At 39.1% G+C, this 21,940-nt stretch carries 19 protein-coding genes and 2 pseudogenes; 10 read left to right on the top strand and 11 right to left on the bottom strand.

All coding sequences use genetic code 11. The annotated features are described in order from the left end of the window. Positions 1 to 121 precede the first annotated feature (121 nt). Positions 122 to 277, bottom strand: coding sequence for a hypothetical protein (locus C9J45_RS21765; RefSeq protein WP_233217743.1), 156 nt, complete (start codon positions 275 to 277; stop codon positions 122 to 124). Positions 278 to 349: 72 nt separating this feature from the next. Further along, positions 350 to 613 (bottom strand): hypothetical protein, encoded by a 264-nt coding sequence (locus tag C9J45_RS12680; RefSeq protein ID WP_107292605.1) that lies wholly within the window; start codon positions 611 to 613, stop codon positions 350 to 352. Between the two features lie 492 nt (positions 614 to 1,105). Between C9J45_RS12680 and C9J45_RS21510 the strand changes: the two genes are divergently transcribed. The 4 genes from C9J45_RS21510 to C9J45_RS12710 all read left to right on the top strand — a co-directional run bounded on the left by C9J45_RS21510 (position 1,106) and on the right by C9J45_RS12710 (position 5,656). Further along, complete coding sequence (locus tag C9J45_RS21510; RefSeq protein ID WP_146144324.1) at positions 1,106 to 1,285, top strand: hypothetical protein; 180 nt, start codon at positions 1,106 to 1,108, stop codon at positions 1,283 to 1,285. A gap of 998 nt (positions 1,286 to 2,283) precedes the next feature. Beyond that, a complete protein-coding gene (locus C9J45_RS12700) occupies positions 2,284 to 3,246 on the top strand; it encodes a transposase (RefSeq protein ID WP_107292609.1) in 963 nt (320 codons plus the stop codon). Between the two features lie 257 nt (positions 3,247 to 3,503). Further along, on the top strand, positions 3,504 to 4,913 hold the full coding sequence (locus C9J45_RS12705) for a hypothetical protein (protein ID WP_146144325.1): 1,410 nt from the start codon (positions 3,504 to 3,506) through the stop codon (positions 4,911 to 4,913). Next, on the top strand, positions 4,910 to 5,656 hold the full coding sequence (locus C9J45_RS12710) for a hypothetical protein (protein WP_107292611.1): 747 nt from the start codon (positions 4,910 to 4,912) through the stop codon (positions 5,654 to 5,656). Before C9J45_RS12705 ends, C9J45_RS12710 begins: the two co-directional genes overlap by 4 nt. 496 nt (positions 5,657 to 6,152) lie before the next feature. On the opposite strand, the gene C9J45_RS21545 is transcribed toward C9J45_RS12710, so the two are convergent. Continuing rightward, the gene (locus tag C9J45_RS21545; protein WP_158260225.1) at positions 6,153 to 6,329 is read right to left on the bottom strand and encodes a hypothetical protein; all 177 of its coding nucleotides are present in this window, start codon (positions 6,327 to 6,329) and stop codon (positions 6,153 to 6,155) included. Positions 6,330 to 6,541: 212 nt separating this feature from the next. On the opposite strand from C9J45_RS21545, the pseudogene C9J45_RS21770 reads away from it, so the two are divergent. The 3 genes and pseudogenes from C9J45_RS21770 to C9J45_RS12725 all read left to right on the top strand — a co-directional run. After that, positions 6,542 to 6,682: pseudogene (locus C9J45_RS21770) on the top strand (alpha-amylase family glycosyl hydrolase); the annotation flags it as partial. A gap of 412 nt (positions 6,683 to 7,094) precedes the next feature. After that, complete coding sequence (locus C9J45_RS12720; protein WP_107292612.1) at positions 7,095 to 7,688, top strand: hypothetical protein; 594 nt, start codon at positions 7,095 to 7,097, stop codon at positions 7,686 to 7,688. Between the two features lie 293 nt (positions 7,689 to 7,981). Then, positions 7,982 to 8,206: pseudogene (locus C9J45_RS12725) on the top strand (helix-turn-helix domain-containing protein); the annotation flags it as partial. Between the two features lie 180 nt (positions 8,207 to 8,386). Here the strand turns inward: C9J45_RS12725 and C9J45_RS12730 are convergent. Beyond that, on the bottom strand, positions 8,387 to 10,495 hold the full coding sequence (locus C9J45_RS12730; protein WP_233217748.1) for an FUSC family membrane protein: 2,109 nt from the start codon (positions 10,493 to 10,495) through the stop codon (positions 8,387 to 8,389). Positions 10,496 to 10,982: 487 nt separating this feature from the next. Here C9J45_RS12730 and C9J45_RS12735 point away from each other — a divergent pair, with 487 nt between their 5' ends. After that, positions 10,983 to 12,611 (top strand): methyl-accepting chemotaxis protein, encoded by a 1,629-nt coding sequence (locus C9J45_RS12735; RefSeq protein ID WP_107247004.1) that lies wholly within the window; start codon positions 10,983 to 10,985, stop codon positions 12,609 to 12,611. Positions 12,612 to 12,708: 97 nt separating this feature from the next. Here the strand turns inward: C9J45_RS12735 and C9J45_RS12740 are convergent, their stop codons facing one another. After that, positions 12,709 to 13,635, bottom strand: coding sequence for a LysR family transcriptional regulator (locus C9J45_RS12740; protein WP_107247006.1), 927 nt, complete (start codon positions 13,633 to 13,635; stop codon positions 12,709 to 12,711). A gap of 274 nt (positions 13,636 to 13,909) precedes the next feature. On the opposite strand from C9J45_RS12740, the gene C9J45_RS12745 reads away from it, so the two are divergent. Beyond that, positions 13,910 to 14,644, top strand: coding sequence for a beta-ketoacyl-ACP reductase (locus tag C9J45_RS12745; protein WP_107292614.1), 735 nt, complete (start codon positions 13,910 to 13,912; stop codon positions 14,642 to 14,644). Between the two features lie 299 nt (positions 14,645 to 14,943). Beyond that, positions 14,944 to 15,180 (top strand): hypothetical protein, encoded by a 237-nt coding sequence (locus C9J45_RS12750; protein WP_107261266.1) that lies wholly within the window; start codon positions 14,944 to 14,946, stop codon positions 15,178 to 15,180. Positions 15,181 to 15,185: 5 nt separating this feature from the next. On the opposite strand, the gene C9J45_RS12755 is transcribed toward C9J45_RS12750, so the two are convergent. From C9J45_RS12755 to C9J45_RS12780, 6 genes are all read right to left on the bottom strand, one after another. Then, positions 15,186 to 15,986 (bottom strand): TOBE domain-containing protein, encoded by an 801-nt coding sequence (locus C9J45_RS12755; protein ID WP_107287894.1) that lies wholly within the window; start codon positions 15,984 to 15,986, stop codon positions 15,186 to 15,188. A 204-nt stretch (positions 15,987 to 16,190) separates the two neighbouring features. Further along, complete coding sequence (locus C9J45_RS12760; RefSeq protein WP_107292615.1) at positions 16,191 to 17,360, bottom strand: alpha-hydroxy acid oxidase; 1,170 nt, start codon at positions 17,358 to 17,360, stop codon at positions 16,191 to 16,193. Positions 17,361 to 17,505: 145 nt separating this feature from the next. Beyond that, positions 17,506 to 17,892 (bottom strand): hypothetical protein, encoded by a 387-nt coding sequence (locus C9J45_RS12765; RefSeq protein ID WP_107207843.1) that lies wholly within the window; start codon positions 17,890 to 17,892, stop codon positions 17,506 to 17,508. A gap of 161 nt (positions 17,893 to 18,053) precedes the next feature. Further along, positions 18,054 to 19,397 (bottom strand): TldD/PmbA family protein, encoded by a 1,344-nt coding sequence (locus C9J45_RS12770; RefSeq protein ID WP_107292616.1) that lies wholly within the window; start codon positions 19,395 to 19,397, stop codon positions 18,054 to 18,056. Beyond that, positions 19,397 to 20,782 (bottom strand): TldD/PmbA family protein, encoded by a 1,386-nt coding sequence (locus C9J45_RS12775; protein WP_107207845.1) that lies wholly within the window; start codon positions 20,780 to 20,782, stop codon positions 19,397 to 19,399. Before C9J45_RS12775 ends, C9J45_RS12770 begins: the two co-directional genes overlap by 1 nt. 133 nt (positions 20,783 to 20,915) lie before the next feature. Further along, a complete protein-coding gene (locus C9J45_RS12780) occupies positions 20,916 to 21,896 on the bottom strand; it encodes a GTP-binding protein (RefSeq protein ID WP_107261270.1) in 981 nt (326 codons plus the stop codon). Between the last annotated feature and the right edge of the window lie 44 nt (positions 21,897 to 21,940).

Consider the following 21,940-nt stretch of genomic DNA (forward strand, 5'->3'; position numbering starts at 1 on the left):
ATATATTATTGGTTATTACAGCCAATTACGACCACATCAATATAATGGCGGATTAACACCGAATGAATCAGAACGATTATATTGGTTAACCTCTAAAACCGTGGCTAGTATTTGTTGACCACTACAGGGGTAGCTGGCTGATCTGCTCAATCTGCCGCTCTAATAACGAGGTTGGCCCTCGCTTAGCTGCCTTAGTTGTCACATCATCTTCTAGTAGCTGTTCAACACTCATACTCAACGGTTGAGCCTCGTAGTTAAAAATTTCTCTGAAATTCATAGTCTCTATTTCAAATAAATAACGATTAAATTAAAAGTTTACTCAATATCTTTTCTCTGATTTATTTATCTTCTATTTTTGTGTTAACCACACGCTATCTAACCATTTTTGCCATGTTTGTAATTCCTCCCCGCACATAAAAGTCTTCCAACCTGGTTGTTTAATGGCAATATGGGTTCTTGATAGATGAAGCGATTGCAACGGTTCGTGGTATGTAGCAATAAAGAGATGGCTATTAGTGTTGCCACACATTTGATCCAATAATTGCCGAAGTGCAGGAAGTTGCTTGGTGAGAGTGTCGAGATCATCAGTAGTGTCTCGTTCATGTGGTGACATCTCAAGGTTCAAAATAAAAAGTACGCGGTCGTTGTTGCGAATATCTTTTAACAAGGTATCCGCATGTTTATCTAATCTACGTTTGAAAGTCGGATACTCCGAAGAAATAGACTCTGATTCTGGTGAAGGGAAATGGAATCCGGAAATGGATAACTTCTCTCAGACATCAAGTTCTCTTGGGTATAATAGTGTAAGCTTTGGAGGTGAAGATATATTAAGACACTATGGAGAACGAACTGTTACCGCAGAAACATCTCAGTTGGTTTCTAGCAGTTCACCTGTAGGGCAGTTTGCAAGAACTATGGGGTTGGCTGGAGAGTTCAGTGAAGTTGCGACAGATGCAACTGATAACTTCGCAATACATGGAAATACCCCTAGGGCATATATCGCGACGACTTTAGATTATTTGCAGCAAACTGGGAGTGGGTTTGTATCTTATACGGCAGGTGGAGTAGTTGGCACAACAACCGGAACACTCACTGCAATGACTGGTTGGGGGCTCCTTTCGCACCTGCGGTTGCATTATCAACAGGTACTTATACGGCTTACAAAGTTGATCAACAAGTAGATATGATTTGGGATTATTACAAGCCTCAGGTTGTTGATTTTGTTGCTGACGGGTATGAAATAGGGATGGATGCCGTTAATAGTATTAGAAAATACTTTGATTGATACTTTAAAATGATTGATGGGCTGGGAAACACTAGCCCATCGATAGGTAAAGTAGTATCAGAGCGGTATTCTTTATACTCTTGCTTACTTAGTTGAGGTGTGATTAGAATGGTTATGACGAAATTGATTTTTTTTCTGATATTTATATTGAGTGGCATCAGTATATATTCTTTTGTTATGCTATCTGTTTATATTGGATTTCTGATGAAAAAGTATGACAAGGGTAGTTACGATAGTCTGTATATTATGTGTATTCCTGTTTCCCCTGCTCTAATTTTTGGTTATATGTTTAACAATAAAGTCATCAGTATGTATCCACAAAATAAACGATGGATATTCTTTTTTTCAAGGGTTTTAATATTAATTAGTATGATTGGTTTTGTTATGACCCTATTGGGCGCATATTTATTTTCCTGAACAAATACAGCAACTGATATGATTGCTCGATAAAGTGTTTTTAAATATATAAATGGAGAGGGAATTGATCTTTAGATATGTGAACTGAACCTTGATTTAAATGGTTCTTATCGATAGATAATTAAAATCCCTGTAAGTTTAATAATTGCTTTCCTAATTTAATTGAGGTTGAATTTAGGCATTTTCACACCAACCGTATAACGAATATCTATATGCTGACAATATAAAAGATAATTTGGGTCTCGTTTGGAAACGATGGGGCGTGAGTTTTGATGTTAGTTAAATTTTGTTATGAACCTGATCTACTCCCCCGAAAGTAACTACAGTCTTTTATATATTCTCTGGGATATGCTGAGCTGGAGAGCGCTTGTCATCATTGCCATGTTGGCCATCGTAAACTGGCTCTATGATAACCGTTTCAAAATGGCGATACCTGAAATAGCAAGGACAGACATGATAAGAAAAGAACACATTTGTCAGTTTCAGCAAGGTGAGTGAAGAATCAAAAACGCAGTATCTTGAAAAGACGCAGAGCGAAAATCCGAGTAGATTGAATCTAACGATGCCAGTTGGAGCCCACGATGACCACCGCACGTTCTTCTCTTATCAATGTGTCAGCCACGCCTTATTATCATTGTGTTTCTCGTTGTGTGCGCCGCACCTTTTTGTGCGGCTACGACAAACAGTCCGCGACCTGCTTCGAGCACCGACGGGGCTGGATAGAACACCGATTACTGCTGTTAGCGCAGACTTTCTGCATTGATGTGTGCGCCTACGCCATTATGAGCAATCACTATCATGTCGTTTTGCACATTAACGTTAAAGAAGCGGAATCATTGTCTCTAGAGTCCGTTGCGGAGCGCTGGCTATCACTGCATGCAGGTCCGGTGTTGGTCAACCGCTTTATTCAAGGAGACACACTTTCCGAGGCCGAGCGTGAACGTTGCGAAGAAATGATCGAACGTTGGCGAGAGCGACTGACCAGCATCAGTTGGTTTATGCGTTTGCTCAATCAACATATCGCGACGAAGGCGAACCGAGAAGAAAAATGCACGGGCCACTTTTGGGAAGGGCGATTTAAAAGCCAAGCCTTGCTAGACGAAAAGGCGCTCGCTGCTGCCATGGCCTATGTCGATTTAAACCCGGTTCGTGCTGATATCGCAGACACCCCTGAAACCTCTGAATATACGTCCGTGAAAGCGCGTATCGAAGCACTGAGAAACGAACAACACACCGCACCTTACCTCTTTCCTTTTGCTGGCATCCCCAGAGAGCCGATGCCAGAAGGGCTTCCGTTTCGATTAATGGATTACCTTGAACTGTTGGACTGGACGGGAAGACAAATCCGAGAAGGCAAGCGTGGCCACATCAACACTGCCTTACCGCCCATTCTTTCCAGACTCGGTTTTCACTCTGCCGAATGGCTGAGCACTTGTACTCACATAGAGCGAGGAAAATTAGTGGGCAGCAGTCAAGCGATGAAAGTGGCGCTTCCTCACCTAAACCGAAAACGACTATCAGGGTTTAGACTGCCTGACGGTTAACTTTCTTCTTCAACTTAAACACTAACAACCAACAGGCTATTGCCTGTTTTAGTGCTGTTTGAAATTTGTGGATTTAACTTGTATTGAGGGTAAGTTGCCTCACAAGCCCATTTCTAGTGCCTTTCTTTTGAATCTATCATTTCAACAATGTGTTGCTGATAGAAGAGTTATTGTTTTCCTCTTAGGATGCCTGTCCCGTTAATTAATTAACTCATTTGGGAGCACGTCACGCTGCAAATGGAATTGTTAACAGTGCAGTGAACTACACCACTAACTATCTGGGTAATAAAGCGCTGGGTAACGATGTTTCATTTAGTTGGAAGAATCTTGCGGCTTCTGCAGCTGGATCGTTAGTTAATCTAGGCGCGTCTGGATTGACTGATGGCTTGGGTGTTGTTGGAGATACTTTAAGTGGATTTGCGGGTGCTGCTACTTCGTCTGCTATACGTGGAGAATCCTTCAGTGATAATGCGGGGCAAATGCTGACTGATGCGTTTGGAAATGCATTGGGTAATTCTATTAAAGGGATTATGGAGAAAAGAGAGAAACTCGAATCACTTTTAGGTTCTTTAGAAACGCAATCATCCGATGACTACAGTTTCTGGGATGAATTAGATGAGCAGCAGCCTGGCTTTGGACTTCGTAGGGTGAGTCATAATACGCTTCCTGCTAATTTCGAAGATCATGACCTTTATTTGGCCTTGAAAGAAGTGAACGAAGAGTTTTTAGAGGATCCGAGTGGGTTTAGTGAGCTAGATATTTATTCTAAAGAACAAAGGAGAGCACTCGCTGTTGCAGCTATCGAAGGAAATGTGCAAGACTTCGACACCATTAAGTTTGCCTATGATCAACAGAACGAGTTAAAACTTGCGAGAGTGAGAGAGTTAACCAGAGATGGCGTCGTTATGCGTTTGTCAGGTGCTGAAGATGACTTTATGTACCATGAAAGATTGGAAGGCTATGTCGACACATATGATCTGCTTAAAGGTTCACTATCTGCGTTTACCGAAGAGCAATTAGCTACCACCCTGAACAGCTTCGAGGGATTACCTGAATACTCGGATACAGGTAAGCAGCTGATGAGTTTAGTAAGTAATGGGGATGAATACGAATTTTATGCAGCAATGGGTCCCGTTGATTATGTCATTAATAGTGAAGATGCAACGTTGCCAAGATATGGAGACGGAGTTAGAGCGTTTGCAACGTTGACAGGAGGCATCGCTCAAGTAGCTGCAGCAGTACACCCAGCTTCGGCCGCGACAGGCTCTCTAAGAGGGATCATGCTTACGCATGGTGTTGGAAATATAACAGATGCTTACAGCCAGTTTAGGAACTTAGGCGTTCCTTTCCCCCGGCTACCTGAACAATATGGTTTAAACGGAAACTTTGCGAAGAATAGCGTTTATGGTCTTTTAAGTGAAGATAACTTAGGTTCTATTGGTTTAAGTGGGCGAGAGCGAGAAATATTGTTCCATTCAGTGGATCTCGGTCTTAGCTGGGGAAGCAAGATTTCAACAGTAGGAGCGAGTAATACAGATTCTTTGTCAAAAGTATTTCTACCCAAACGAACGCCTAACGACGCATTGGATAGCTTTGGAAAACTAAATGATTCAGCTGCAGACTATATGAACTTAGAGGCAATAATAAAAGCTATGGGTCAACAATGAGATGTTCTAAAATTTTTTTCTTAGCACTCGCACTAATACCACCTCACTCAATGTCAGGTGATATTGCCGAGGAGTATCGTAAGACATGCTCTCCAATAGAGCATGTCAAGAATGTAGAAATAGGTAGTTGGAGCTATGAAGGAGGCTTTTGCAAAGGCATGCCTCATGGTAACGGAACACAATCAAATAATCGTACTTCTTTAAATGGCTTATATATTGAAGGTACGTTGGTTGGTCGCGTGTTGGAACGGCGAGTGGATGGTGCTCTATTAATTGGTCCTTATGTGGAAGGTAGAAGAAATGGCGGATTTAAGCTCTATATTGAGAATGAATTAGTCACATTACATTTTTACAAAAGAGGTATACTAAAGAGTTCTCGTGAACCCATGAATATGGCCAAGTATTATGTTGGAGAATATGATGACATCGGGCAGCGGTCAGGCCAAGGATCGTTTACACATCCTGATTCTGGTATTCGATACTCTGGAGACTGGTTGGACGATGCGTTAAATGGAAATGGAGAGATTATTTTTCCCGATGGTTCTACTTATAAAGGTGGTTTCATTGACAATCGCCGTAATGGTTTTGGCGAGGAGGTGATTATTGGGAAGTATAGATATTCAGGTTTGTGGCACAAAGGACGGATGCATGGCTTGGGTGAAATTAAGTATGAAAGCGGCTGTCATTATACCGGAGACTTTGTTAACGGGCGTCGTCTTGGTGATTTAATTTGTCCTAAGTAGTAATGCAAAATCAGTGGGAGGAAAGGCTTTACCTCCCGCTAATTATTCGAAATGATGGATTTATCATTGATTCTTAAAAAAGAGAGTGCTCCATGAGCACTCTCTTTTTTTGACTGGCTTTCTACTTCGTCGATAGCGCCACATCAAACAAAATCCACAAACATCTTTCCGATCGTTCCTGACTTAATGCCGTGAATATCAATGAACGATTTGAACACCTCGTGAAATAGCAAAAATAGCAAGGACATATATGGACGCTCTCCGAACGTCAAGCCCAAATGTTCTCATCGTTTCGCGTAGCGAGACGATATTGAGGTGGTTTTTACCACTGTGTTCAGCGTTGATGCTCTGGTTTTCATTCCCCTTAAGGGAAGGTCAGTACTGACATATATCCAGGCTCGTTTCTTTGAGTAGAATGAGGTGATTTTCTCGCCTCGGCCTCTAATGAGTTCCGTACCTGAGACACTCGGGCTTGATGCCCTTGTCCCGAACAGGCTTAAGACAGGTAGGGAAAACCTTTGCTCATCAACCATGACTGACCACGGTGGGTGAAACGGCTTGTGTTATCCGCTGCCGCGCCATCTAGGCGCATGGCTTCTCGGGTAACAATGGCATGATTAATTAAGCGGGACAGGCACTTTAAGGAAAAACTAATCACACTTCTGTTGGTCACTCACTGCTACAAAGGGTGAGTTTCCAGATTACGTGCTAAGACTGGCAAAGTGACCAAAATAGCAAGAAAATAGCAAGGACAGACATGATAAGAAAAGAACACATTTGTCAGTTTCAGCAAGGTGAGTGAAGAATCAAAAACGCAGTATCTTGAAAAGACGCAGGGCTGAAACCGGGGTAGATTGAATCTAACGATGCCAGTTGGAGCCCACGATGACCACCGCACGTTCTTCTCTTATTAATGTGTCAGCCACACCTTATTATCATTGTGTTTCTCGTTGTGTGCGCCGCACCTTTTTGTGCGGCTACGACAAACAGTCCGCGACCTGCTTCGAGCACCGACGGGGCTGGATTGTTTTCCTCTTAGGGTGCCTGTCCCGTTAATTAATTAATTGTCTGTTTTGGTGCTGTTTGAAATTTGTGGATTTAACTTGTATTGAGGGTACGACAGAATCGCTTGGTGATCACACTGTCCCTGATGTACCCTCTAACTCGTAAATGCCCCATTATCATTTAGAGCAAATAATCATTCATATCGCATTAACGTGATTTTGGATTAGTTTTATTTACATCTTCTTATGTTAATCAGAATTACTTAATACATTTCTTACTTTTTTCATTTTCTCATAAAGCATTAGGTGTAAAAAAGTGTTATCAATCTCATGATATATATAGATTATATCGAGTATTATATAAGTATATTTTTACGCGCAAAAAAAGAATGATTATTAATATACTATTATCTGAATAGGAGAAATATTTAGTAATGTCTGATTATTTAAAATATGGAGTGTTTGCACTTTATGCGGTTCTGTTCATTGGTATATTTGTTTTAGCCCTTTGGGTTAAACGTACAAGAGAACGCCGCATAAATCAGTTACAAGAAGATTTAAAGTCTAAAATTGAAGCTGGTTTTAAACTTACAAGTAAAGATATTGTTATAATTGGGCGTGCGTATGAGCTATCAGCAAAAAGCTCTCGCGAAGCACTATATCGCGTTTATAAAAGCATAAAACATCCAGAAGAGTTTGAAAAATTAAAGGATCTAGTTGCTGAAATCGAAAAAGAAGAACCTTTTGATACAATGCCTGATGAAGTTAAGCCATCTTTATTGCGAGTGTCGGAATTATCATATAAATCAGGTGAAGAATCCGACAAACACATATTGACGCCAATTACGAATATATTAACTAAGTATCAAGAGCTACTCGAAGAGCAAAAGAAAATGCGAAAACAAACGAACATAGCCTATACGCTCACGATTGTTAGCTTTATTGTTGGTGCAGTTAGTTTGTATTTTGCTGTTACTGCACCGACTGCAAATGAGATTGCAACCCAACTTGGAGCAATGAAACAATAATTTACATATCCGGAAGTATTGAATAAGCCACCTTATATAAGTAAATATTGCTAATGATATAAGGGCTAATGTTGAAAATACGTCGATTCTTACCCTTACTTTTCCTAATATCAACTTGTCCAAATAGAGCTGGCTATCTAACAAAGTTTTGTCCAACAACGAGCTAGCTATCATGGCTAGCTCAGTGTGATCACCAAGCGACTTTGTCATTACGCTAACTACCAAGGGAATATGTCGGGACTGAATTAGCTTATCTTTTAAAGTAATTAATTAGACCTTAGAAGGAGCTAAGGATGTTCTACATGGATGCTAAATCTCAATTCACTGTTGATATCATTAGCAAAGTTATTGAGGGTAAAATTACCATCAATAGTGCTACTCAATTGCTGCAAAAATCACGAAGAACCGTTGAGCGTTACTTGCGTCGTTATCGCAAAGAAGGGATTCGATGTGTTATTCATGGCAACACTGGCCGTGCTCCAATTAATAAAACACCTGATTCACTCAAAAAAGAGGTTTAGCGCTTCATCCAAAAGAAGTATTACGATTTTAATATTCAGCATGTGAGAGTAAAGGTCATGATTAAAAAGTTGCAAAAGTAACGGGCGTATGATTTTTTGATATTATTAGCAATAAGCAGGTTTCTCTAATATAAGAGATAAGAAAAAGCCCGATAATAATTATCGGGCTTTCTAGAGTTAAATATTATTAACTTTGATTGCAGATGTAAATAAGTCCACTTCTTTTGCTAATAACTGCAGTAACGTATGGTTATCAAGTTTGTATATTTCATTTTCAATATAGATGAAAGATTGATAAATCAATTTCTCTTGTTTTGATATGTGCTTAAATAGTTCTGTGTGGTTTTGCGATTTCTTAAGTGTTTTATCTAGCTCTGTTAGAGATGCAATTACACTATCTAGATCACTATCAATGGTAGAATCCAGTGACAAAGACTGCTTGTTTTCATTCAGTTGGGTCAATATACGCAAGATAATATTAGAGCTGCGACTGCATAATAAAATATGCTCGCCTGTTTGTGACTTTCTATGCGGTTCACCTAAATAGCCCATCCAATGATCAAACAGATTGGTATCGTTAACCACGCAATCTTGGTAGTGACGTTGTAACTGAGTGGCCGTACTATCTGATTTATCTGCTACGTACATTTTTAAAGAGACCAGATAATCAATATAGCCTGTTGTTGTTGCCGTTAATTGAGTTGGGAATAATTTCTTATTCCAACCAGGTGATAAGATAAATACAAATAATAAAGGTAAGAAAACACCCAGAACAGTGCTGTCTAGGCGAGGTAAAAGAATATTATCGCCTTGTCCGTTAAGAGAGAAGCCTGCGAATACAAACAAAGTCACGCAGAATACCGCAAAGCCGTAATGACGTGCAGAGGTATGGAAAAAAAGTATTACAGCGATACAAAAGATGAACGGCAGGATGCTTGACGATACTTGGAAGTGCAGTAATGCAACAACAACCAATAAACCACAAATTGTACCGGTTAATCGTTGAAGTAGTCGTGTCCATGTCATTGATAAATTCGGACGTAATACCAATAAACTAGTCATAAGAGTCCAAAAACCAAAGTCTAAGTTTAATGTTCGAACAATAATTAATCCCGTCGCTAAACTTAATGTTCCCCGAAGGGCATGTCGAAAATAACTCGATTTTAACGTCATTTGACTGGTTAACTTAGAGGCTAACTCTCGCCATTTCCATGACACAACAATTGGCTTAATAATGCTGGAGCTTAATGTTTGGCTTGTTTGTTGGTTCAACTGCTGAAGTGTTAAGTAGATAATATCCAGTTTATTAATATATGAAAGCGCAGCCAGTGCTTCCTCTTTTATGTTCTCTTGTATTGTATATTGGCGTAACTCTTCAAAGTCGATGCTTGGAACGTTTATACGATGAACATTATCGACAGTCACTTGCTCTAAATATTGACTTATTTTTAACGTTGCTTGGTGAATCTTATCTAACCATTCAGGACATGTTTGTTGGAGATTTGAAGTTGGAATGAAATAAAGTAAACGTGTTTGTTCGTTAATACGCTCAGCAACTTTTAAGAAACGATAAATATCTTGCAGTTTTGCGCTATCTTCACCAGCAGTAAATTGCTGGTGAATTCGACCTTCTAAGGTGTGAGATAAGCCCGCAATTTGGGATCGTAATTGCGCCGATTTAATAAACAACTCATTTTTGTCGGAAGAAAAAATAAAGCCGTGATCGTGAGTGATAAGCTTTTTAGCAATCGCTTGATACAAATCAGACAGGATATCTTTGGATTCTTGGTTCGGAAGAAAGTAGATGGCTAACGCTTGCCAAAAAATGTACCACAAAGCGCCACAGGTTAACCACAAAGGAACAAGCCAAATAGGTCGACCATCTAAATGCAGTAACATAGCGTATATAGCGAGTAATATGGAGGCAAAACCGATAGCCCCTAGCCTTGGGCTTAAAACAGCCAACATAAATAAGCTAAAACTGACAACCGTTAAGCTAATAACAAATAAGACTGAATGTGGGAAAACGGCTTCAGTTCCTAGGCTGATAAGAAAGAAAACAGGAATAGCGATACAAAAATCAAGAATGCGATATTTTGTCACACTAGACGTATCAGCAAAGCCACAGCTAATACTACCCAGAGAAAATGCAATCCCCATGGTTACATGACCCATAAGGAACAAAGGTACTGAGCAAGTAATGAAGCTAAATGCAGCGATGTTGGTTCTAAAGTTGAGCAAAGTCCGTAAAGTAGGGTAACGGAGAAGTACGTTGTATAAATTCATAGTGTATTAAATATCGTCGTTTGTGCGATTTGCTTTGTTAATCATAATCTCTTTTTAAAAAGAGTGAAGGCTTTATTGGTATACACTGGTGTTTTTTAGGTATTTAGTTTGGTTGGTTATTCCCTAAATGTGAGTAAATATTTCTACATCAAGTAAAAAATTCTGGATGAAATGTAGTAAATTAAGATTAATATACTGTGTGTAATGTGAATGAAGATTTAATATCTAATATTTCTATAATATCACATCGATTACTAAAATAAATAATTATTTAAAGCATGATTGTTTATTTTTTTAAATAATGAATAAATAACATGCATAAGATTGGATAAATAAAGAATGAAAATTAACCGTATGATTTACCTTGATTTTTAGTAATTCATTATTTTTTATAAATATATCAATAAAATTATTGATATATTTATTTAATACTGTTTATGATGCGAGAAATAAAAAACGAATACAAACAACATGGAGATAGTTGTTAATGTTTTTACTTAAGGATATATCAATAAAGCTGCAGTTAGTTATTCCTGTTATATTTATGGCTGTTTTATTATTTATTGGACTAATGCTAGGGCGAAATAACCTTATAGAAAGTGTTGATAAAATGAACGCAACAACACAATTAGTTGTTGAAGCTAAAGATAGTACCGCGAGTTTAATTAGCAATAGTTACGCAATGAGAGTAAGTGCAATTTATGCGCTTTATGATAAAGATTTATTATCACGGTTATCCAAGTCTCTTGATAGTAGCGAGTTAAGTAACAAAAATGCGATTGCAAAATTGCAAAAAATACCTGAAATAAACCAAGAATTAGAAGCATTTCGAACATTAATGATCAGCTATATTAGCTTTAGCCGAGACACAATGTTAGAAGTGCTTGATCTTAGGCATTCCGGTCAAATAACCGACTCTGAATATCAAAAATATATTGTTAAATATCGCCAATTAGGTGATGACATGATTTCAGCAATTGATGCGTTGGATAAGCGTGTAAATTTAACCGCAGATGCTTATATTACCCAGCAAAAGAAAGAGCACGGACAAACAATAAATGCGATTGGTTATGAATTTATCATTACATTGATAATCGCTATTATTATTTGTTTAGTCATTGGTTCAATGATTGTTAAGCCAATTACTGATTTGCAACGTGCAATGCAGAAAATAGCTGATGGTAACTTGAAAGATGAAATCACCGTTGACGGCTCTAATGAAGTGGGTGAATTGGCACGTAATTTAAATCGCATGATTGTTAAATTGCGTTCAACTGTGGCGGTATTAAATGATGTTGGTCGTAATGTCGCAGCCTCATCGACTGAATTATCAATTGTGATGAAAGATTCTGAGACTCACGCAAATAACCAAGTGATTGAGATTGAGCAAGTGGTAACAGCAATCGATCAATTAACAACAACGGCACAAGAAGTTACTCAAGCTGCACAAAAATCTGATGAAAATTCAAAAAGTGCTAGTGAGTTGGCTAATAAGAGCCTTGATTTGTTCTCTAACAACCAACAAGCAAATGAAGAAATGGCTGAATCATTAGTGGAGGCCGCTGATGTTGTTGCGCAACTAAAAGTACAATCGGCGCAAATTAGCCAAGTTATTGACTCGATACAAGGCATCTCAGAACAGACTAATCTATTGGCACTTAATGCTGCGATAGAAGCCGCACGCGCAGGAGAAAGTGGTCGCGGTTTTGCCGTGGTAGCTGATGAAGTTCGTCAGTTAGCAGCAAGAACACAAGCATCAACAAAAGAAACACAGCAGATTATAGAGCGTCTGCAAGAGCAATCGACCTCAGCAAATGAGCGTATGCAATCTGCAATTGATACATTAGAAAGCAATAAATTAGTCGCTTTTAAAGCAAATGAAGCGCTAGAGGGCATCACTGCGGCTATTTCAATGAATAGTGATATGAATACTCATGTTTCAACCGCTTCTGAAGAGCAGTTACAAGTCACAATGGATATCAGTAATAGTATTGAGAATATTCATCATATCATTCGACAAAATGCATCAGGTTTAAGCCAGTGTACGGTTGCAAGTGAAGAGTTATCTGATCTTGCTGAAAAGCAAAGCGAACAGTTGAAATACTTTAGGTGTTAACGATTGATAATCAGTTATAAATAACCGTTTTTCTTGAAGCCTTACTGTGTGTATACATTTGATGATAAATCAATATGTAGCATACGCTGTAAGGCTTCTAGTTTTGTTTAGGGCTTTGACGCTCGAGGTTAAGTTCTTTTACACGTTGTAATAGATAATCTTTGAAATTAGCGCATCGCACTGGCATATATTTTCTTGGTTTATAATACAAACTCAGTTCAAATTCGCTACTAACATAATTGTTTAATACCGTGACTAACCGATCTTCTTGAAGATCGTGTTTAATCAAACTGTAAGGCAGGTAAGCAATCCCTCCACCGGCTAGGGCGATATTTTTTAAAATTTCACTGTCGTCTACTTCTACCGATCTAGGTATTTGAACAGAGTTATATTCACCATGTTGTTCAAAGATCCACTTGTTTCCACCGACTAATGTTGTTGCAAATAGGCACAAATGCTTTTTTAGATCATGGGGTATTATTGGCTCTCCATAGCGTTGAATATAACTTGGCGAACAACAGGCTTTTAACGGTTCACTGAAAAGAGAACGTTTAACCAGTAAACTGTCTTTGTTTTGAAAACCGCGGTAAGTTGCATTTGCTCGAATGGCAAAATCGACATCGTGGACATTATCCACTTCAAACGCTGTTTCGATCACAACAAAATTGATAGTAGGGTTATTACTGATATATTCACCAATAATTTTACTCAAAAAATGCTTAGCAAACAAAGGGGTACTAGCAATTTTTATTGTACCAATATCATCATTGCCTAAATTTTGTATTTCATTAATGGCATCGGTTATTTGATTATTGATGTGGCTAAATTGTTTAAATAGTAATCTGCCAGCTTGTGTTGGTGTGATTTTTCGCGTGGTACGTTTAACAAGGCTAACTCCCATGTTTTCTTCAAGCTCTGTGAGCCAGCGACTACCAGCAGACGGCGATATACCATATTGTTTTGCAGCATCCGTCACTGAATTGCAGCGTACGACATGAAGAAAAAAAACAATTTTGTCTAACATTCGCATTCCTTGCATTGTTAATAACGTTCAGGAGTATCAAATGTAAATAGTAACGTTATAGTTTATGATTTAAAGCAATCTTCACGGTAATTTTGTCTTTTTCTTATTTGTGGAACGTTATTTGATTATATGCAAGAGTGAATTGCTTTAATGCAACTGCACGCTGAGGACAGGTTACCTATTATTATATTAAGCCGTAAAGATTAGAGCTTATGTATTGGACGTAATAATAAGTATATAGAGTAAAAATGTCTTTTTAAGAGGGGTAGTAAAAATGCTAACGGATAAGGTTTGCCTTGTAACTGGTGGTGCTCAAGGTATTGGTCGCTGTATTGTCGAAACCTTTGCTAACCAAGGCGCAAAGCATATATTTGTATGTGATATGAATTTTGGCGCCATGGCCGATTTAGAGCAACAATTTCCTAATGTAACTGCACTCGAATTAAATGTATGCGATAGAGCTAATGTATCGGAGGCGATCACAAAAATCGCACAACAGTATGGAACCATTGACGTATTAGTGAACAACGCAGGTATTACACGGGATAACTTAATTGAAAATATGTCGGAGAATGATTGGGATCTTGTCATTGATGTCAATTTGAAAGGTGTATTTAACATGACACAAGTCGTTGCTCCGTTAATGATGGCTTCTGGTTCGGGTTCTATTATCACAATGTCATCGGTGGTTGGTACAGACGGTAATATTGGTCAAACCAACTATGCAGCGACAAAAGCTGGCGTGATTGCAATGACAAAATCATGGTCAAAAGAGTTTGCACGTAAAGGGGCAAAAGTACGTGCTAATTGTGTTGCGCCTGGTTTTATTGAAACACCAATGACAGTCGATTTACCTGAAAAAGTGATTGATTATATGGTGTCTAAAACGCCGCTAAAACGTATGGGGCTAGCGCAAGATATTGCAAATGGTGTGCTATTTTTAGCGAGTGATAATTCAAGCTTCATTACTGGTCAAACATTGAAAATCGATGGTGGGCTAGTGATATAGAGGCAATACATAATTCATCTTCCTACCTCATTTATACGAGGGAGTATTTTGCCTTGTTGCAATGTGTTTCTGGAACCAGAAAAGCGTAGAATATGCATTACTAAATAGACATCAAAACAAGATAGATTGAATTTTGAACAATTACTGCGATTGAATAAACATCACTATTGCTGGAATAGTGATGTTTTTACACTTAATTGTCAGAGTTGTGTAAAATATTAGGGTTTTTCTAATATTTTCAATGCTTTCCACTTGAAAAGCATTAAACTGCGTCGACTTATGCTTTTAGGATTGATGTCGTGGTCACCTTTTTTATACAAAATATAAGTGTTGAGAGTGTAGTGCTATTACTTCTCGCCGTTATTTTATTGTTTTATTCAATGCAGAAAGAAAATATTTGGTTAAGCCGTTTAGCGCTTATATTAATGGTTTGTGGTGGGGCGGCCTTGATCAATAAACAATACCAAGAGTATCAGTCTTTTTCTGATCAATTAAATATAAAGCATGATCACAGTGGCTTTGTTGATATTCCATAAACCTGTTAGCACATTGTTGCGATAGTGACTTGATTTGACTTAAATAGGGCATAAATAGACATACCGATACGAAGGTTTTCTTCTATTAGATCTAGATTGTCTACTAATGCACAGACGGTAATATCATCATTTAATGCGATAGTAACTTCGGTTGATTTCGTATCTTGCTGAATTGACGTTATCGTGCCTAATAATTGGTTATCAAAACGATCACGTTTTCCGTGGATCATATTTTCTTCACTACAAACTGTAATTGCTGGGCCTTTAATCAGAGCGACGACATCTTTGTTTTTTTCCAATTGAAGTTTTACCGTACTGCCATGGGTGATCGTGGCAGAGATATTATGGGTGTCGGTAAGTGTAATCGTAACGCGATCATGCAAGCTATGACGTTCGATAGAACTAATGTGCCCAAAGAATTGATTTCTCGCACTTGTCTGTAATGAAAAACGAGACATGATACCCAACAAACTATCTAATGGCGCGCTTTCATCATTTAAGGCTTTTAAGCCCATATCTTGAATTTGATTTAGCAGTTCATACATTTGCACTAAACGTAAACCAAATCGCGTGAGCTCCGCGCCACCGCCACCTTTACCGCCTTTTTCACTTGTTACAAGTGCAGAGCCAGCAAGAATATTCATATCCTTAACGGCATCAAAAGCGGCTTTATAACTAATACCTGCAAGTTTTGCTCCTTTGCTTATCGAACCTGTTTGGTGGATGGCATTGAGTAGAGCAATACGACGAGGATTGGCGAAAATCTTATTTTCAATAAGAAGAGTAGAGATGGCAGTAAGGTTCATAACAGTAATTTGATCTTATATTTTTTTCTATCTTAGCGCAGTTTACCCTGTAGGTATAATTTAAATATATAAGTAACCTTTTGTATTTATTATGGTATTACTGTTTTAACTAAAGTAAAGTTATTGAATAATCAAAAGATTAGCTATAACACTGTTGGTTTTTTAAACTGCCTGCACCCACAATCCATGAGTACAGACAGTGCCTTAATCCAACGTAAAAGGGTTACGTTTGGCAATATGATCAGTAAGGCTACTGACTGATTCACAACAACATTGTTCCATCACTTGTTGTAGTTGTCTTTTCAACATATTAATAGTGTGATGACCACCGTTAATACCCAACGCACCAACACCATACATAAAACTGCGACCAAGAAAGGCAAACTCAATTCCTGTTGAGAGTGTACGAGCAATATCAGCTCCGTCACGAATACCACTATCCATCATAATCGTAATTTGACCTTTGCATTTATCCATAATTTCAATGGATTTACTAATAGTAGAAGGCCCTGCATCTAATTGTCGACCACCATGGTTTGAGATAATGATGCCGTCTAAGCCAAGCGCAATGGCTTTTTGACTGTCTTCAACTGTTGATAAGCCTTTTAATACTAGGTTGCCTTTCCACTTGTCACGTAAACGTGCGACTTTATCTTCACTTAAGCGACCATTAAAGGTTTTATCCATGAATAATGCGAGATGGTGCATGTTCATTGAGCCTGACATATATTTAGATAAAGTTTCGAACTGAGGCTGTCCTTTTTTCGACGTGGCTAATGCCCATTTGGGTGACAACATTATTTCGACAATGTTTTGCCATGTCATTTTGGGCGGCATAGCTAAACCATTACGGATTTCTTTAGGGCGATAAGCAAAAGTAGGGACATCAGAAAGCAATACTAATGTTTTGATCCCAGCATCTTCACAGCGTTTAAGTAAGTCATCTGTAATCTTGTCATCAACAGGGTGATAGAGCTGGAACCATGCTTTACCTTCTGTGATATCGGCAATCTTCTCAATCGGAGAGGTTGAAACAGTACTAAGAATAAAAGGTACATTTTGTTCAAAAGCGGCTTGCGCCAATATTTCAGGTGCATTTGGCCAAATCAAACCTTGTAAACCCACAGGGCTGATACCAAATGGCGCATCATACGTTTCGCCAAACAGGGTGGTTTTTAAAGAAATCGAATTGTAATCACGAAGATAATAGGGGATTAGCTCAATTTGGCGAATATCATGAGTATTGCGTTTGAGTCCCATTTCAATGTTGCAGCCGCCATCGACATATTCAAATGCAAACTTAGGTAAGTTGAATTTTGCCTTACGGCGAAGGTACTCAACATCAGGGTAATGGGTATTAAAATAATCCTTCATTTTTTATTATCTCATTTTGATAAGCTGCAAATAACATAGAACAATTGAATTGATTATGAACGTGATATTTACAATATCTAAAAAACAAAAAATGGAATAAATAAAACCCGTTAATCGATGTTGTTAAAAGCGATGCGCTATGTGATTAATTAATGGTTTCAAAGTAGAATTTGTAGTCGCGAACTCCATCTATTTGAACGCCTTTTTCTCTTAATTCCAGAAACTGTTTGAGTTTAATTGTTCTAAAATCCATTGCTTTAAGCGCAAGAATGATGCGTAGCTCATCCATTGATCTTGATTTAGCTTCAGAGCTACACGTACCGCAAACAACATGCGTTTTTTGTTTAAAGCCTACTTTATTCAGCCAGTTTAGCTCTTTGGGATCTTTTTGAGTGCCACAAAAGTAGCAGCAATTGTCTTGTTTTAGTGCGGCTTCTTCCCTTAATGCTTTAGGGCTAGGTGATGTGGAGGGTGAAGCCGCGCTATTTTTCTTATTACCACTGAATGCAGAGAATTGAACGACATTAGACATTTTGATTGCTCTTACTCATTAAGGAAAATTTATTAAAATTGAACATGATTTTAATCTACCTGTATATCCTATTTCTTGTGCATTCAGTTAGATAAAATAAAACCTTACGTCTGAATAACTTATTTGAACAAGTAAACAGTCGCAAGGTTTTATCGGTTTATTTACTTACCAGCAATATTTAGGCGAGCAAAACGGATTTTGGGCGCATAGAAGCTTCGATTGTAATCGTGTTCTAATACATTACTTACCGCGTCTATTTCTTTGAGCATTTGGTAGAAGTTACCTGCTACCGTAATACCACGTACTGCTTGAATACGTTGACCATCACGGCATAAGAAACCACTTGCACCAAATGAGAAATCACCACTGATAGCATCGGCGCCAGAGTGAACACCTTGCAATTCAACAAGCTCTACATATTCACCTGCAGTGGTTTCAGCAATGCTGTTCACACCTTCAGAAATAACCGTGTGACGAGAGCCAACACCTAATCCACCTTTTGCCGAACGTGATGCATTCGCGGTGTTGTCGATCCCGAAGTAACTCGCGGTATGGCTATTGTGCAGCAAGCTATTTAGTTGACCTTCACCGACTAGAACAGTATCGCGAGTGGCAAAACCTTCGCTATCAAAGGCTTTAATAGAAAAACCGCCTTCAATATAAGCTTTGTCAGTGATGGTAATAAGTGGACTCGCCACTTGGCTACCAATCGCATCACGCCAAGGGTTAATGCCTTTCATTGCAGCTTGACCAGAAGTACACATTCCAAATGCACCGAATAAGCTACTAAGTGAGCTTAGGGTGAAAATGACAGGGTATTGTTTGGTAGCGATAGGTGAACCATCGAGTAGGGCTTTTGCCATGTCATAGCCATAGTTAATACAGAAGTTAGCATCTAACTCACTGAACTTACGACCTGATGACATACCGCCATGCATCGCTTGCTTGCCGTCTTTTTCAATTAAGCTGTAAGCATAACAGTAGGTCGAACGCTCACTGTGATGGCAAAGCGTACCTTGAGTATTGGCTAAAATCACATGGGCGTCTGATTCAGCAAAGCCATTATATGGCGCGCTTTTAGCGTCTGGTTTGTTTACTACGCCTTGCTCTAGTGATAGAGCTAGAGCGATCTTTTGATCTACATCGCCATCATCATCTTGATAAATCTCACTTAAATCTGTGCTGATTTTACTATCAATACAGCTAATGGTTTGATGTGGATCTTGCTGTGAATATTCGGCGTTCAATAGCGCGTTATCAACCATTAGATCAAGGCTCGTTGGATCTAATGACTCAGAATAGCTGGTGGCAATACGCTGATCTTTTACCACGCGGACGCCAATCACTTGTCCTGACGTTACCTTGTATTCATCGAGCTCGCCATTATTGGCTTTAAGCGAGAAGTTATTGCTACGATTAGCAATCACATCGGCACTCGCGCCTTTTTGAGTTACACGCTCAAGCACATGGTCGATGGCCTGCTGTAATTTATTTTGATCAGCCATTAGTTACCACCTCCCACAAGAATATTATCAACTTTCAATGCAGCTTGACCCACAGTTGTTGGTACTGAACCACTGACAGAACCACACATACCTGCCGCAAGGGCAAAATCATTACCAACCATGCTGATTTCTTTTAATACTTTAGGACCAGTACTAATTAGAGTTGCAGATTTTAAAGGTTTAGTGATTTTACCGTTTTCAACAAGGTAGGCTTCCTGCACTGCAAAGTTAAACTCACCTGTACCGGGTTGAACTGAACCACCCCCCATTTTCTTAGCGTAAATACCGCGCTCAACACCCGCTAGCATATCGTCAAGACTGCTATCGCCGGGTTCGATAAAGGTATTACGCATACGTGAAGTTGGCGCAAATTTATAGGATTGACGACGACCAGAGCCTGTACGAGCAAAGCCTGTTTTCATACCACCCATACGATCAACCATAAAGCTAGTCAGTTTACCGTCTTTAATGAGCTGAGTGCGTTGGGTTTCCATGCCTTCATCATCAATATTGATAGAGCCCCATTCGTTTACCATCGTGCCATCATCCACTGCGTTCACGACTGAATTAGCAATGGTTTCGCCCATTTTATCGTAGAAAACAGAGGCTTTTTTCGCAACGGAGGTGGTTTCAAGCAAGTGACCACACGCTTCGTGGAAGATCACCCCGCCAAAACCATTACCGATGATTACTGGCATTTCACCAGACGGACAAGCATCAGCAAACAGTTTAACCATCGCTTGTTTAGCCACACCTTGACCTAACTGCTCTGGATTGACCTTGCTATTAAATTCCCAACCTGTGAATGCGCCAGGCGCTTCATAGCCAGTGGATTGTTCGCTACCATTTTGCGCGACGGCATTAGCAGAAATACGGGTATAATGACGAGTATCCCCAATGTGCAAACCTTCAGAGTTGAAGATTTCAATCTGTTGTTCACGTTGAGCAATGTTACCGATAAACTGACTAATTTTTTCATTTTCAGCGCGAGCCGCTTCATCTGCTTGGCGAAGAAACGCAATTTTTGCTGCCATATTAGCGTCTTGGCTTAATGGTAACTGGCAACTGTGTTTATTGGAAAATCGGTTTAAATTCAAACTTCCAGCAGATAAAATTTGTTCACGTTTATCTTTTGCTGCCAGTAGGCTAGTAACGCGTTTCAACTCTTCTTCGTCTGTGCTGTTGGTGTAGCCGTACAGAACTTTAAATCCGAAAAATAGACGAATACCAATACCAAAGTCGATCCCTGAGTTGATTTTATCGATTTCACCTGAAATTAACTGCACAGAGTTAGATTGGTGATGTTCAACAAAGAGTTCGGCAAAATCGGCACCTAAAAATAGCGCATGATCGATGACTGCTTTTGCAGTGCTAGGGTTTAGCATGTGTGCTCCCTTGTGTTTTTATAAGTTCCATTTAATAAATTAGCATTTTTTTATCGTTTATTCCTGCTATTACTCTAGTAGGTCAAACCAATTAAACCTTGCTTGTTTGATGAGTGATCCTGATGGTGTTTGCTTAAGGCAAAATAATAGAGCAAAGAATGTGTTCAAGCTCATCCCAAGGTAAAACTTCATTATCAATCACTTCAATGCGGGATTCAAAACCTTCGAGTGATAGTTCGTTAACCGATACCACTTGGTTGACAACATTAAAGGCAAAACAACCATTTTCAGTATTTACGACAGCCTTTACACGGTTCGCATTTAAGCTTGAGAATAGACTGAAAAGCTTTGAAAATTCAAAATGTTGATCAGCGGCAAAGAACCAACCACAACTGTGGAATCCTTGACCGTGGTTTTCTTTACGTATGAATTGCTGCCCTGGTAATAGCTCAATTTCTGGCTCTGGAGCAATATCGTGGTGGTGATCGTCGTGATGATGGCTATGTTGTGCTGCACGATCAATACGTGGAATATCAAGCCACTCTAGTTCTAGTTTACCGAGTTCTACCTCACCGATTAAGGCTTTCTTTGGCTCTGCTTGTTCAATCGCTGATTGGAAAGTGAAAAGATCGTAGTCATCACATTGGTCGATCTTGTTAGCAACGACAACGTCGGCAAGAGCAAGCTGATCTTGGAAGTTTTCATTATCAGTATAGAAACTATCAGCAAAGTGACGAGGGTCAACAAGGGTGATGGTGGCACGTAAATCGACGTAATCTGCATACATGCCAGAAGTTAGCTTGTTGATCACTTCCTTTGGATGACCTAATCCTGTTGGCTCTAACAGTAAGCGATCAGGTTTTTGCGCCAGTAGGGCATTAATACCAACAGACATGGGTAATCCAGCAACACAGCACATGCAGCCACCAGGAACTTCTTTGATAATGGCGCCTTGTTGTTCGAGAATTGCGCCATCGACGCCAACATTGCCAAACTCATTGATAAGAATTGCCCATTTTTCATTTTCAGGTTTACGAGCAAGAAGAGAAAGAATCGCAGTTGTTTTACCAGCACCTAAAAAGCCAGTAATAATGTTGGTTGGAATACGTTTCATGTTGTGCTGATCTCTATACGTCTACATTCTGTAATTTGTTTATT

The sequence above is a fragment of the Photobacterium sp. GB-1 genome, from assembly GCF_003026165.1.
Taxonomy (GTDB): domain Bacteria; phylum Pseudomonadota; class Gammaproteobacteria; order Enterobacterales; family Vibrionaceae; genus Photobacterium.

Coding starts and splice junctions, on each gene's coding strand:
- C9J45_RS21765 (WP_233217743.1), bottom strand. CDS start 277: ATGAATTTCAGAGAAATTTTTAACTACGAGGCTCAACCGTTGAGTATG.
- C9J45_RS12680 (WP_107292605.1), bottom strand. CDS start 613: ATGTCACCACATGAACGAGACACTACTGATGATCTCGACACTCTCACC.
- C9J45_RS12700 (WP_107292609.1), top strand. CDS start 2,284: ATGACCACCGCACGTTCTTCTCTTATCAATGTGTCAGCCACGCCTTAT.
- C9J45_RS12710 (WP_107292611.1), top strand. CDS start 4,910: ATGAGATGTTCTAAAATTTTTTTCTTAGCACTCGCACTAATACCACCT.
- C9J45_RS12720 (WP_107292612.1), top strand. CDS start 7,095: ATGTCTGATTATTTAAAATATGGAGTGTTTGCACTTTATGCGGTTCTG.
- C9J45_RS12730 (WP_233217748.1), bottom strand. CDS start 10,495: ATGAATTTATACAACGTACTTCTCCGTTACCCTACTTTACGGACTTTG.
- C9J45_RS12735 (WP_107247004.1), top strand. CDS start 10,983: ATGTTTTTACTTAAGGATATATCAATAAAGCTGCAGTTAGTTATTCCT.
- C9J45_RS12740 (WP_107247006.1), bottom strand. CDS start 13,635: ATGTTAGACAAAATTGTTTTTTTTCTTCATGTCGTACGCTGCAATTCA.
- C9J45_RS12745 (WP_107292614.1), top strand. CDS start 13,910: ATGCTAACGGATAAGGTTTGCCTTGTAACTGGTGGTGCTCAAGGTATT.
- C9J45_RS12755 (WP_107287894.1), bottom strand. CDS start 15,986: ATGAACCTTACTGCCATCTCTACTCTTCTTATTGAAAATAAGATTTTC.
- C9J45_RS12760 (WP_107292615.1), bottom strand. CDS start 17,360: ATGAAGGATTATTTTAATACCCATTACCCTGATGTTGAGTACCTTCGC.
- C9J45_RS12765 (WP_107207843.1), bottom strand. CDS start 17,892: ATGTCTAATGTCGTTCAATTCTCTGCATTCAGTGGTAATAAGAAAAAT.
- C9J45_RS12770 (WP_107292616.1), bottom strand. CDS start 19,397: ATGGCTGATCAAAATAAATTACAGCAGGCCATCGACCATGTGCTTGAG.
- C9J45_RS12775 (WP_107207845.1), bottom strand. CDS start 20,782: ATGCTAAACCCTAGCACTGCAAAAGCAGTCATCGATCATGCGCTATTT.
- C9J45_RS12780 (WP_107261270.1), bottom strand. CDS start 21,896: ATGAAACGTATTCCAACCAACATTATTACTGGCTTTTTAGGTGCTGGT.